This is a genomic window from Psychromonas hadalis ATCC BAA-638, assembly GCF_000420245.1.
Classification (GTDB): domain Bacteria; phylum Pseudomonadota; class Gammaproteobacteria; order Enterobacterales; family Psychromonadaceae; genus Psychromonas; species Psychromonas hadalis.
Window position 1 is genome coordinate 1 of record NZ_ATUO01000101.1, and the last position, 14,070, is coordinate 14,070.

8 protein-coding genes and 2 tRNA genes are annotated in these 14,070 nt (G+C 37.8%); 3 read left to right on the forward strand and 7 right to left on the reverse strand.

The features are described from left to right. A partial coding sequence (locus tag G322_RS20710) for a DUF933 domain-containing protein (protein ID WP_033422154.1) occupies positions 1–171 on the forward strand: 171 nt, incomplete at its 5' end. A gap of 250 nt (positions 172–421) precedes the next feature. On the opposite strand, the gene G322_RS0112600 is transcribed toward G322_RS20710, so the two are convergent. The 7 genes from G322_RS0112600 to sbcD all read right to left on the reverse strand — a co-directional run bounded on the left by G322_RS0112600 (position 422) and on the right by sbcD (position 13,415). Continuing rightward, the gene (locus tag G322_RS0112600; RefSeq protein ID WP_022942127.1) at positions 422–1,303 is read right to left on the reverse strand and encodes a diguanylate cyclase; all 882 of its coding nucleotides are present in this window, start codon (positions 1,301–1,303) and stop codon (positions 422–424) included. Beyond that, positions 1,304–5,740 carry a response regulator gene (locus G322_RS22340; RefSeq protein WP_022942128.1) on the reverse strand — a complete coding sequence of 1,479 codons (4,437 nt, stop codon included), beginning with the start codon at positions 5,738–5,740 and terminating at the stop codon, positions 1,304–1,306. Between the two features lie 116 nt (positions 5,741–5,856). Then, positions 5,857–6,963 (reverse strand): ABC transporter substrate-binding protein, encoded by a 1,107-nt coding sequence (locus G322_RS0112610; RefSeq protein ID WP_022942129.1) that lies wholly within the window; start codon positions 6,961–6,963, stop codon positions 5,857–5,859. An 83-nt stretch (positions 6,964–7,046) separates the two neighbouring features. Further along, a complete protein-coding gene (locus tag G322_RS0112615; protein WP_022942130.1) occupies positions 7,047–7,487 on the reverse strand; it encodes a TetR/AcrR family transcriptional regulator in 441 nt (146 codons plus the stop codon). Positions 7,488–7,766: 279 nt separating this feature from the next. Continuing rightward, a complete protein-coding gene (locus G322_RS0112625; protein ID WP_022942131.1) occupies positions 7,767–8,528 on the reverse strand; it encodes a DeoR/GlpR family DNA-binding transcription regulator in 762 nt (253 codons plus the stop codon). Beyond that, on the reverse strand, positions 8,506–12,213 hold the full coding sequence (locus G322_RS0112630) for an AAA family ATPase (protein WP_022942132.1): 3,708 nt from the start codon (positions 12,211–12,213) through the stop codon (positions 8,506–8,508). The genes G322_RS0112625 and G322_RS0112630 overlap by 23 nt, the downstream gene beginning before the upstream one ends. Continuing rightward, the gene (gene sbcD / locus G322_RS0112635; protein ID WP_022942133.1) at positions 12,210–13,415 is read right to left on the reverse strand and encodes an exonuclease subunit SbcD; all 1,206 of its coding nucleotides are present in this window, start codon (positions 13,413–13,415) and stop codon (positions 12,210–12,212) included. Before sbcD ends, G322_RS0112630 begins: the two co-directional genes overlap by 4 nt. Positions 13,416–13,675: 260 nt before the next feature. Here sbcD and G322_RS0112645 point away from each other — a divergent pair. Both G322_RS0112645 and G322_RS0112650 read left to right on the forward strand, forming a co-directional pair. Further along, a tRNA-Met gene (locus tag G322_RS0112645) sits at positions 13,676–13,752 on the forward strand. A gap of 10 nt (positions 13,753–13,762) precedes the next feature. Continuing rightward, positions 13,763–13,847, forward strand: a tRNA-Leu gene (locus tag G322_RS0112650). Positions 13,848–14,070: the final 223 nt, after the last annotated feature.

Genomic DNA, 14,070 nt, shown 5'->3' on the forward strand with positions numbered 1-14,070 from the left:
ATCCATACTGATTTTGAACGTGGTTTTATCCGTGCAGAGCTTATTAGCTTTGACGACTTTATCGAGTTTAACGGTGAAGCAGGTGCTAAAGAAGCAGGAAAATGGCGCTTAGAAGGTAAGAAATATATCACTCAAGATGGTGATGTTATCCACTTCCGTTTTAACGTTTAATAACGACTTAGGATCGGCTTCAAAATTACTTGCGCTTTTGTTTTCAAAATAACCCGTCATTTAGGATTGGCTTCAGCATTACTTGCGATTTTTTTTAACATAGCCAGTCACTTAAGGCTTTTTGGAAACAATTTAGCGCAAGTTATTTTGTAACGATTCCTTCAGGCTTTTTGAAAACAATTTAACGCAAGTTATTGTGTAACGATTCCTTAGTGAAAATATAAAGGCAACCTCAAGGTTGCCTTTTTCATTAAGGTGCAAGCTCAATCCTATTACGACCATTCTCTTTAGCATGATACAACGCAGCATCAGCACGCTTTAATAAACGTTCAAAATTAGCATCTTCAGCGGTCAGTTTAGCCATACCAATACTCACGGTAACGTTTATGTTATGAGGGTTAAGTTTTGCTATTTTGTGTAAAATTCGTCTTGCTTTAAGCACCGCATCCGCTTTATTACATGGATCAAACATCACCACAAACTCTTCACCGCCAAAACGTGCTGCAATATCTTCACTACGATTATCAAGTACTAATAACGCTGAAACCTCTTTTAGTATCTCATCTCCCATCGGGTGCCCATAAGTATCATTAACCTTTTTAAAATGGTCTATATCTATCATCAACACCCATAAGTCATAATTATGTCTTAATGCTCTCGCTACTTTTTTAGTGGCCATATCAATAAGATAGTGACGATTATAAAGCCCCGTTAACTGGTCAAAAAAGGCCATTTTATTTAATTTATCATGCTGTAATTTCAGGGTAACATGGGTTTTTACGCGCGCAATCACAATTGCAGGACGAATAGGCTTAGTAATATAATCAACCGCCCCCAGTGCGAGCCCTTTCTCTTCATCATCGTCTCCTTGTAAACCAGTCACAAAAATAATGGGGATACCTTCCGTTTTTGGCGATGATTTCAAATGCTTGCAAACTTCATAACCGTTCATCCCAGGCATCTCAACATCTAAAAGAATAAGATCGGGATGTGGCTCAGTTTGTGCGATTTTCAAACACTGTTTACCATTGGTCGCGACTTTTACACGATGATTATCTTTTATACAGGCGGCTAAAACCTGCAAGTTTGTTGGTGAATCATCAACAATAAGTACTAATGCTTTATCAGCCATTTAATGCTTTCCTTTTTTATCTGTTTCTTTTAACAAAGTGATAATTTTTTCGGTAACATATTGTGCATTGTCCAAATCAAAAAGAGTGATCTTTTGCTGTAACTCATTCAATAACTCACCAACCTCAGTGCTATCATTACTTGCTATAAGTGGATTTAACTCTTCACTTTCAATGTAATCACTCTCATGCAAACGTTTATTGAGATCCATGAGAAAATCAACAATCTGCTTCTCTGTAAGTATAGACTCAGAACAACTTTCTAACTCACAGTTATCAATGTAAGCATTAAACTCATCAATAAGCGCCATGTAACTTGAATAGAGAGGATCAAAGGCAGATAAATAGTTTTGCTCTGCTTTTGCACATTTTTCAAGTTCAAAGCAGTAATGAGCAAGCTTCAAGGCACTTAAATTAGCAGATGCACCTTTAATGGTATGTGCTAACAGAGCAACCTCTTCTCTATTTTGCTCTTTTATTGCACACTCTAATTGCACTATTTTTTGGGGTATCTCTTCGATAAAAGTTTTAATCAATGAAATCAAGAGAGACTGTTTATTAACTAAACGCTGCAAAGCACTCTCTTGATGCCACGTTAATAGAGAGCCTTCAGACTCTACTGGCAATTTTGAATTGATCAGGGCTGAATGATTAACTGTTGTTTCTGTTTTAATGTTAAGCCACTGATAAAGCTTACTCTCTAAAATCTGTGGATCGATAGGCTTGCTAATATAATCATCCATCCCTGCCTGCAAGCATTTATTACGCTCTCCCTCCATTGCATTTGCCGTCATCGCAATAATAGGCATCGTTTTATACTGCTCTCCAGCATCACCCTGACGAATGCATTGAGTGGTTTGATAGCCATCCATAATAGGCATTTGGCAATCCATATAAATGAGTTGATAGGATTCATGTCCCTCGTTCTTTTTTAAAATATTGAGGGCTTGCAAACCATCTTCAGCAATATCAGCACTAAAACCAAACTCTTGTAATATACCTAATGCCACCATCTGATTAACTTTATTGTCCTCCACCAGCAATATTTTGATGGCTGATTTATCAAAGTTGATATTATTATGTTTTGTCTCTTGCGTTAATGAAGCTAGATAGTCGTGTGTAACAAGCGGCATCACCTGATCACCATTATCAATGACCACACTTAATGCTTTAAAAAGATCAGAAGTGGTCGCAGGTTTAGGGAAATAAGCATTAAAGCCCAGATCAGAGAAAAATTGGGTTTCATTTTGTGAGGCGATAGAGGTCATCATCACCAATTTCATATCATCAAACTGCTTATCACTGCGCAGTATTTTACCCAGCTCCGCACCATCCATTTCTGGCATCTGCATATCAAGTAAAGCAACATCAAAATTTTTCTTGTAGAGGGATACTTGCTGCCTGCAAAGCTCAAGTGCCAACTGACCATTATTGGCTTCCGTCACTTCCGCACCCCAGTGTTCTAACTGACCACGTAATACTTCTAAATTGGTTGGGTTATCATCCACAATAAGCAGTTTTAATTTACTGATATCAACTTCAGGTAATACACGTTGTGATTGCTGGCTGATTTGTAATTTTGCAGTGAAACTAAAAATACTGCCCTCTCCTAGCGTACTAGATACCTTTATACCCCCCCCCATCAATCGAGACAGTTTCTTACAAATAGCGAGGCCAAGCCCTGTACCACCATATTTACGTGTTGTTGATGCATCTACTTGTGTAAACGTTTCAAATAAATTCTCAATTTTATTATCTGGGACACCGATGCCCGTATCACTGACATGGCATTGCAGTAATAACTTATCTCCCTGCAACTCACTGGTCTCAACGCTAATTTTTATCGTGCCTTGATCAGTAAATTTTATCGCATTACTGACTAAATTAGTGGTAATTTGCCGTAAGCGGCCAGAATCACCTTTTACCATTGAGTGATCAATCGCAGTCACATCTAAAATTATCTCTACCCCTTTATCTTGGGCACGTAACGCCATTGTTTCACAAAGATCACCTAACATATCACGCAAGTTAAAGTCGATAATATCAAGCTCCATTTTACCCGCTTCTACTTTTGAGAAATCTAAAATATCATTAATTAACACCAGTAATGATTCTGCACTCGACTTGGCTAATCTGGCTTTATGTTTTTGATCAGCATTAAGTTCACTATTGAGTAATAACCCTAACATGCCTAATACACCATTCATGGGTGTGCGGATCTCATGACTCATACTGGCAAGAAATTCACCTTTAAGTTGACTACTTTGCAGGGCAGTTTCAGAGGCAGAGGTTAATAATTTATTCGCTTGGTCACGTAAAATAGCGTGACTAAAAAGCATCGCAACCTCTTCTAATAACTGAACTTTTTCATTATCTAAAGCACTATTTTCCTCGGAAAATAAGAGCAAGATACCAACTAAGCTATTATGTTGTGCTCCATTATCATCAAGTTCATTGATTAATGGCACAATATAATGGCCATGTACATTTTGCTCAGCACAGACTTTTTCATTACAAAAAGTATTAATTGCTAAGCCACTATTTTGCGCCCCCTGTTCACATAAAGAGAGCAACTGCTCATCGACTTGCTTACCCTCTAAAAAATTTCCCTCTTTAACAACAAGCTTAAAGTTCTGCTTATCCCGATCAAAAATAGCGAGGCAAGCCTTACGCTTTAAATTAAACGTGGGTAAATCAAGGAGGTGTAACAACCCGAGTGAAAGTTGTTTTTTTAATACATTTTGATGGGAAAATGCATGTGTGATTGCTAACTTAATCGTAGCGGTTTTGAAACGAGTTTGTTGTTGTTTTTCAAACGCTTTTTGCTTGGTAATATCTGTACGTATAGCGATATATTGTTGCACAATACCCTGTTCATTTTTATAGGGGGTAATAGTGGTTTCTACCCAGTATAATGACCCATTTTTATTGCGATTACATATTTTCCCATGCCAAACAGAGCCAGCAGCAATGGTTTTATACATTTCAGTAAAAAAGTGCTTGGGATGAGTGCCAGAATTAAGAATACGATGGTTTTCACCAATTAATTGATCATGGTTATAACCGCTAATTTCACAAAACTTATCATTCACAAAGGTAATAGTGCCGGCAGTGTCTGTGATTGCAACAATCGCATGCTGATCAAGTGCATATTGCTGACTTGATAACTCTGTCAATGCATTACGTAGTTGCTTATTACTTTTATTGATCGAACATTCTATTTCTCGTTGTTTATTAAGCATATTGTTAAAAGCATTGGCAAGTTGCCCTATCTCATTATTAACATCAATATCAACCTGTTGGTTATCCTTACCTAAAGCAACATTGTGACTCGCTACCGCCAACTTGTGCAATGGTGTAGTGATACGCTTGACTTGAATGATCACAATCGTAATGATGATGATAATAGAAAATAATAAGACAATCGCGACGGTTTCTGCCATCTCAGTGGTTGTTTTAAAGACCTCTTCACTGTCTATTTCACTGATCAATACCCAACGAACATTATTAATCACCACTGACTGATGGATACCAAATACATTTTTCCCTTCAGGTCCTAAGTATTCAAATACCACTTCCTTTTGATCATCTGGTTGCGCCCCATGACGATGCTCAGTTTGCCAAAGTTTAAATTGCTCGGTATCTATTTTACGTTTCAATACCGACTCTAAATCATTCAATATTGGGGTTCTTAGTAAAGCATCATCCGCGACTAAATAATGTGTTTGTGAAGAATTAACATTATCGCGGTGTATCATTCGTTCAAAAATACGATCAAGGCGCAATTGCATCGCAAAGACCCCGACAATTTCGCCATTCTCATCAATTAACGGTGCAGTGAGAAAACCAGAAAGCAGATTTTCGGTGGGGCTATAACGTCCAATATCAGAAAAAAGTGTATTACCCCCTTTAAGTGTACTAAAAACAGCCTTAGAAAATTTACTTTGGGACAACACACCGCTTATTAAATTATCACCTAAATCCAGTTCACTTTTTACAGTAAATAAAATATTACCTTGTATATCAATTAAAAAAAGATCATAAATATAATCATAGTTATTACTGAGATTAATCAGATCGTCCTGTAAACCATCAACTCTCAGTAACCAATCATAACTTTTTATATACTCTTTAAGCGGTTTGTTACTGTTATGCCATCCTTCGCTTATTTCATTTAATAACTTAATATTAATCTGTCCACGCGCTTGTACATTAATATCCATAAAGCGATACTCAAACCAGTTATTAATAAATTGATGGCTAGATTCTGAGCTTTGATAAAGTTTTTCAGCGGTAGCACTCACTAAGCTTTGTTTTGCTTGTTGATAATTAATCCATGAGGTAATACTCATCGGTACTAATGAAAGCAGTAAAAACCAAAAAATCAAATGACTAAATAACGATTTTTGTTTTCCTATATTCAATCTATTTTTTTGCATATTCACTCTCTTGATTAGGAATCGTTACACAATAACTTGCGCTAAATTGTTGTCAAAAAATCTGAAGTGACTGGTTATTTTGAAAACAAAAGCGCAAGTAATTTTGAAGCCGATCCTTAGTTGTCAAAACGATGGTCAGAAAACAGTTCAATATCAATCGACTTTTTTAAAATATCCGCCTCTAAAGCGAGATTCATAATTAATTTAAGACCTGCTTCATCAATATTTAAAGACTGGTAATTAATAACGCGTAAGTCAGGATCTAAACTTGCAATGATGGCATCACGAGTATGTTCAGGAATATGTTTTTGCACAATAATGACAATCTCATCAAGTGCTCTGCCTCCTATTTTTCGTGCCTGTTCAATATCTGTTCCTGCAATTTTTATGAAATCCATTACCTCTTTCGTGGCTAAATATTTATTTTTAATGGCTAAATCTGTTGCTAAAGCAATGCATTCAACATGACCATTCTCCCAAGGAAGCACATCTTTTGAGTACCAAGCAATATAACCAAATCCTCCTGTTTCAACGACATCAGCCCAAGGCAGTGACTGTTCAAAAGCAGCTGGGGTTGCTCGATTACTTTGACCTTTAATAAAAGCGGGGGCTTTAGGGGGGGCAATGGCAATCGCTTCAACGGGAATTTTATTATTTTTAGTCAATGTTAATTCTATGCCATAATTTTTAAGGTACTTATAAAGCACAACGCTGTGGGTAGAAAGTAGGTGTGGCATTGCTATCTGGGTGCTTTTTTTCCTTGATTGATGAAGTGCCTGAAGTGCGTATGCAACTTGTTTATCTGGTTTACGATTAATTCGTTTTTTAGGTAGGTCAATATTATCTTTAATCAGCTTATTTATTGCTAATGCATTACCATCACGATGCATCAACCCTATCCATTTAAAGTTAGGTTGCTTACTGTACATATCCATTGCAAGCGGGCTCATTACATAAGCCATATCCGCTTTTCCAGATTGAAAATAAGCACGTAATAGATCCCAATTTTTCATCTTTAAAATTTCAAAATTAGCATATTTCATCTGTTCTCTATAACGTTCATAGGCAACTAAGGCGGCATAGTGATCAGCAAGTGGGATATATAATGCTTTAATGGGTTGTTTAGCGTGTAGCGTAGCAGAGAAAGAGAGGGAAAAACTAAAAATCAAAATAAAGCACACTTTTAATAAAAAAGAGTGCCTCTTCAATACGTTACTTTGCATAAAATGCCCTAAGCCTATTAATGTAAAGTAAGCTTAGACTATTATTTAATATTAATTACAGCCTTACTAAACAATAAGTTAGTTTAGGCATCTAATAAATGACAAACTGATAAGCCGATCAAAGATTGCATTTTCTCTTGGCCCACTTTTTCATAAAAACGTTCAAAGCCTTTTTTAGCAAGTACTTTTCCTGATGTTTCGCCAGAAATTGCACCAATAAAAAACGTGATACAGTTTCTAAATTGTAAATTATCTAAAGCAACAATCCAACTATCCGTCAGTGATTGATCATTGGTAAAATCTAACGCTTCATCAATAAACGCTATAATCTGCCCCTGAAAAGCGCCCATCATTGCCTCTTTACTGGGTACGATACGTTGCACGCCACCTCGTGAAAGTCCGGTATGCTTAGCGATAGAGCCATAACTTATTGCTTCCCATCCTTTTGCCATGAAGATATCTACAATTGCTTGGTGGATGCGTTTCTCTGTTAATAACGCTTGTTTTTGCGTACTTTTAGCCATTTTTTATCACTTCCATTTGATAATATACCCATGTTACCTCAAGATCCTTTGTCAGGCACAAGCTCGGTAATCAGAACAAGGCGCAACATGAGGTAACCTATCGAAAGGTTAACTACGTTAACCTTCTAGCGGTCGGGTTAAAAAAACTTTAACCCTTTATTGTCATTCACTTTTTGAGTGTTGTAACGCAGGGCTGCCATGGTTTAACAAAAGGCGAGCTTGCGCCCCGTAGGGCAAGGCAAATTGCATCTTGAAGTATCATGAGTATATAAGGTTAAATTAATCGGTGCATAATTCAACTTGCACCCCTTTTTCTTTTAATCGTTGCAATATTTTATTCTCTGAATGCGAATCTGTCACGAGTAAATTGAGTTTATTACTGTCACACACTTTATAAGTGCCCATTTTCCCCAATTTTAACGATGATCCTAAGACAATGACTTGCTCAGATTGTTCAATAATTGTTGCTAATGTTTCCGCTTCATCAAGGTGATTAATGCTCAGCCCTTTGTTGGGATGTAATGCACACACGCCTAAAAAACAGCTATCAAAATGTATTTTTTGTAACATCGCATTGGTGGTTGCACCTAGTGCCATCACTGCAGGTTTAAATATTTTTCCACCTAATAAAATAAGCTCAATATTATCGTGATACATTAATTTTGTCGCCACCAACGGACTCGGCGTCACCACAGTAAAATTAAAGTGCGTGGGCAAGTTCATCGCTAACTGTAAACAGGTAGTGCCCGAATCGATTAAAATAGTTTGATTCGGTTTTATAAATTGAATGGCAGCTAACGCGATGCGTTTTTTAAGTGGATCAACTTCATCTTGGCGTTCACGATACGCGCTAGTCTCTAATTGTAATGGTAACGCACCACCATGCACACGACGTAATAACGCTTCTTCATCAAGCTGTTTTAAGTCACGTCGAATGGTATCTTCAGAGACATTTAACGTTTGGCTCAGTTCTGCCGCATAGACTCGACCCTGCACACTGAGTATGTCTAAAATCTTATTATGCCTTTCTTGCTGTAACATCATCAACCCTATATTGTTTATCTAACACACTATAACCCGCGCCACTGTTTTTGTGCACATGGATTTGGTGATTAATACGCTCTTTTAATGCCTCAACATGAGAAATAATACCAATCAACTTACCCGTTGAGTTTAATCGCTCTAACGCATCAAGTGCCATCGATAGGGTATTTTCATCTAACGTACCAAAACCTTCATCTAAAAATAGCGATTCTATTTGTGTTTTATGGCTCACTAAATTAGAAAGTGCCAATGCTAACCCTAAACTAACCAAAAAGCTCTCCCCACCAGAAAGGGTTTTCACATCACGCACACTGTTTGCTTGCCAGCAATCAATCACTTGTAATGCAAGTTCCTCATCCATATTACGTTTTAGCTGATAACGTTGGTCTAAGTTTGCCATTTCGCGGTTAGCAAGCACGATCAGATTATCCAGTGTTAACCCTTGCGCGAATTTTCTAAATTTACTGCCATCGGCCTGACCAATTAGTTTATTTAATAATGCCCAATTATCAGCGCTCTGTTTGAAATCTTGCTGTTTCTTCTGTAATTGTTGCTGTTTTTGTTTATTACTTTGATCAGTTTGTAGCAGTGCTTTTTTAGCAATTAATAACACATTACTTTCCGCTTCTTTGCCTTGGATAAGCATTAATTGATCTGTTAGTTGTTGCTGATTTAATTGATATAACGATTCTTTTTGCTCACTTTTTTTATGCTCAACTTGCTGTTTTTTAATACCTAAAAGTTGAGTTTCCTTAGTAATAACATCCTTTTTCACCTCTGCTTGCTGGGATTGTAAAAGGGCTAGCTCACTTTTACTCAAGCAACCGTTTTCAAACTGACTCTGATCAGTGAAAATACTCTCAGATAACTGAAAATCAAACTGCTCAGAGGCACTATTTAACGCAATACAGATCACTTTTTTAGCCTCTTTTAGACTCTTAATGGCGCCTCGCCCTCCCTCAAGTTCTAAACTGATGCTAACAACTTGTGCTTTAACCTGTTCAAGATTTTCTTTTGCAACGTGTAATTGTAGGTCATAGCCTTGCTGTAACTGCTGACTACTTTGTGTTGAAAAGCATTTTAACCGTTGTACCTGCAAGCTGTTTTTAGCTTCATTTAACTGCTGCAACTCTTTTTTTATCTCATTAAACAGTGCTTCATTGTGTGCAAGCGACTGCGTTTTTAACCGCTCCTGCTGCGCAAGCTCGGTGATAGAGTCCGTTATTTGTGATTGTTCAGAGGTTAACTGAATAAGCTTTTCAATTCCCTGTTTTTGCGCATCTAACCAGCGTTGTGGTGAGTCAAAGAGTGATTCAAGCAAACTATTGTCAACTATCTCTGTTGCGATATCTGTTTTTAATCGTGCAATTTCATTCTCAAGTATTGATAACTGATCCGTTAACTGTGCACAGAGCACAGTGCTTGATTTTTGCTCTGCCTGTGCACGATTTAAAGCTTGAGACGTTTCATTTAATTGCTTTATGAGCCCCTCTTTTTGAAGCTGTAAAGGCAGGCTTTGGGTGGTGATTAATTGTAACGATTTTATCTGTTTAGCAAGCTGTTCTATTTCTGGTGTTATGCACTCATTGTGCTCAGTGAGTTGCGCATAACTGTCAGGCAGATAGGTTAATTGTAGAGATTGAGCGTAACGACTTTGCAACCAACTTTGTTTAAGTGATGCTATCTCATCTTGAGATAAACAATGCTTCTCGGTTAATTGCTTTATCACTAACACTGACGCACTGATATTGCCTCTTAACTGATCATACTCTGCACGTTTTTTAATTAACCGTTCACTTTTTTCTTGTAAGCGTAACATTGTGCTTTTGAGATCCAGTGGTTTATGCTCTGCAATTGCAGGGTGCTCAAGCGATCCACAAAGTGGGCAGGGTTTATCTTTCTTTAACTGCAACTGCAGATCTTGCACACTGCGCAATAGGTTATCTTGTTTGATTAAGGTGTTTAAGTCTGCTTCCTCTGTCGATAACTGTTTACCCTCTTTTTCCAGCACGATTAATTGCGTCTTATCTTGTTGTAAGCGACTATTTTTCTGTGTTACCTCTGTTTCAATCTCGCGGTTACCCAGTATTGTTTTATCTAACGATTGCGTTAATGCCAATAAACTAATAAGCGATTCTTTGCTTTGATAAAGCATGGTCAACCGTTCGTTGGCGTTTTCCCCTAGGGTGGTTAATAGTTTCTCTTTTTGCTCTGTATAAATAATTAAATTTGACTCCACCTCTGTTAACTGTTGTTGATAGCCGAACAACGCCATTTTAATCTGTTGATGCAATAACCCTTTTTGTTGCGTATTATTGTTAACCTCAGCGAGCTGTTTCATTAATTGTTGAGACTTGTCAGCGTCATTTTTATAACTTTTTAAGTGGAGTTCAACCACGGTTAGCTTTTCAGTTGCAATGATTGTTATTTGCTTTTCACGTAGTCGATTTTCAACTGTTATCAATTGTGTTTGTTGCTGTTTTAATTGTTTTTTTGTATGAGTAAGTGTTTTAGATGCTTGCTGTTGACTATTTTTTTGCAACTCAAAAGTGGGTGATTTTTCAGCTAATAGTTTTTCAAAGTTGGCGATTTCATTGTCCATCGGAATTAACTGCTCAGTTAACCGAGTCACCTGCTGCAAATAAACCTTTTGCGCCTCTTGTTGCGCGACTAACAGTGTCGCAGAGCGCTGTTCGCAATCCGTTAACTGCTCTTTTAATTGCACGTCCTGTTTTTCTCGCACGATTATCTGAGTGTCATTACTTTTAGATAGCTTTTTTTGTTCATTAAGCGAGGAAAAAACAGGAAGAATGTGCAACGCTTGTTGCGCAGCCAGCATTTTATTTTCGTCAAGTTTAAAGTCAATTAAACGCTGTTCTGCTTGTTGCCATTGTAAAATGGCATCCTGACACTGTTTATTAAGGCGTGATGCTTCATGTTGCCATAACAGTGCTTTTTCAATACTTTTTATCTCAAGGCGTTCACTGTCAGTTGTTATTTGCAAAGCATCAATATGAGAGTGTAACTGCTCTAGTTGATCTTCATCTAACAGATCTAACAGATCTGACTGGCTCGTTAATAGTGCAAGTTGCGCTTGCACCTCTTTATTACGCTCAAAAATATGTTGCGAAATTTGTGCGTATATTTCTGTTCCTGTTAACTCCTCTAAAAGCTCAGCTCTATCTTTAGCCGTGGCATTTAAAAAAGCAGCAAAGCCACCCTGTGCCAATAACATCGATTTAGTAAAACGTGAAAAATCCAGCCCCGTCAAACTGATCACTGTTTTTAAGACTTCACTACTTTTAGTGCAGAGAATATCCCCGTCTATCTCCGCTAATTCACAAATAGGCGCTTGCAATCTTCCGTCGTTTTTATTACGTGAACGCTTTTGCGCCCATGAAACACGGTAGCCTTTTCCTTTTACACTAAATTCAACTTCGGCGGCACAATTCGCTGTGCCACGCGTCATCAACTCATTTTTACTCTGTGTCAGTTTATCAAGACGTGGTGTTTGCTGATAAAGCGCCAAACAGATAGCATCTAGCAGGGTACTTTTTCCTGCCCCCGTATGCCCCGTTATGACAAACAAACCATTATCGATAAAGGCTTGATCCTGAAAATCAATTTTCCATCTGCCTTTTAAAGAATTTAAGTTTTCAAACTGTAGCGATAATATTTTCATGATGTTCGTTCCAGTTCAGCCACTGTTTGCTGAAAGAGCATTTTTAATTCTGTTTTCTGAAGCTCTGTTAACACCTCTTCACAATCTAAGCGATACTGAAATAGATCAAGGGGTGTTAGCGTTTCTAATGTCTCAACATGTTCAGATTGCCACTGGCTATTTTCATCTATTTTAAGGCTACTGATTTTTAATATCTCAACAGGTGTGGATGCCACTAAACTATTTAATTCTACTTGCAGATCTGCACGATAAAATATTTCGTCAATTTTAACCTCTACCCAAACAGATTGTTTAGCTTCTATTAAGGAGCTCAGTTCTTTTTTTACTGCACTTAAATCTCCTTTAATAACCACCATTTTTTGAAAGTTAGGAATAGGGGTTTGAGAAGTATTAAGCTCACTATTGTTGCTGAACTCTACGATGACCACACTCTTTTCATGTTTTGCCTCATCAAAGCTGAGTGCTATCGGAGAACCGCTATAACGGATATGTTCGCTTTTCTGCACTTTTTGCGCACGATGAAGATGCCCTAGTGCGATATAATCAAACGCTGGAAATAGTGAAGCAGGAAAAGCGGTCAGTGTCCCAATATAGATATCACGCACTGACTCTGAAACAGAGCAACCCACCGCCGTTAAATGGCCCGTTGCGATGATAGGGCTATTTTTATCTGTTGTTTGTAATTTTGCTAACTGATAAATATCTTGATAGGTTTTTGTTATGCCTTGTTGTAAGTTCATCTGTTTTTGCTCTGCAGAGCTTCCCGCTTCACTGGACATCACATCCGTTGCCCGTAAAAAAGGCAACGCACAAATAATCGCTTCATCCCCCTGTTTATTGCTTACTTTAACCAAGTGTTCACTTAAATCGTCACTCAGGCCAGCAAGTACCGACACGTTTAATGCCTTTAATAGTATTTTACTTTCATTTAAGACCGCAACACTATCATGATTTCCCGAGACAATTATCAGTTGTGTGCAACCAGATTTTTGTAACTTAACAATGAAGTCACTGTATAATTTACGCGCGTAAGAGGGAGGAGACGCACTATCAAAAATATCACCCGCAACAATTAACGCATCGATTGATTGTGCGACAACGGTTCCGACCAGCCAATTTAAAAAAGCCAAATGTTCCGATTCACGGCTCTTCATCATAAAGTATTGGCCTAAATGCCAGTCTGAGGTGTGTAATATTTTCATCTATACGCTCATCAATTAATTGAGTCAGTAGTTTAACAACTCCATCATTGGAAAACTGTATTTACTTATTTAAAAGAAAATAGCTTAGTAAATTAGCAATTTAAGCTTGAAATAAGATCAACTTGTTTGACAAATAAGCAAACGGCATAAAATCCACTTTTTTTATTAAAAAACAGTTGACGAGTGTAGGTGAACTCCGCATAATGCGCCCCATCGAGACAACGACTGGTTAAACAGTTTGAGTCAAGATAAAGCAAAATGGCTACATAGCTCAGTTGGTTAGAGCACATCACTCATAATGATGGGGTCCCTAGTTCAAATCTAGGTGTAGCCACCATTTGCTTTCTGCGGAAGTGGCGGAATTGGTAGACGCGCTAGATTTAGGTTCTAGTATCGTAAGGTGTGAGAGTTCAAGTCTCTCCTTCCGCACCATTCTTTCTTAATAGAAAGAATTACCAAAGCGAAGACAACGCTTAACAATCACAGTTGGGATATCGCCATTCGGTAAGGTATCGCGAGGTTTTAATATAGGATCTCGGGATTAAGAATGACGAATTTCAAAGCGAAGACAACGCTTAACAATCACAGTTGGGATATCGCCAAGCGGTAAGGCACCGGGTTTTGATCTCGGGATTCAGAGGTTCAAATCCTCTTA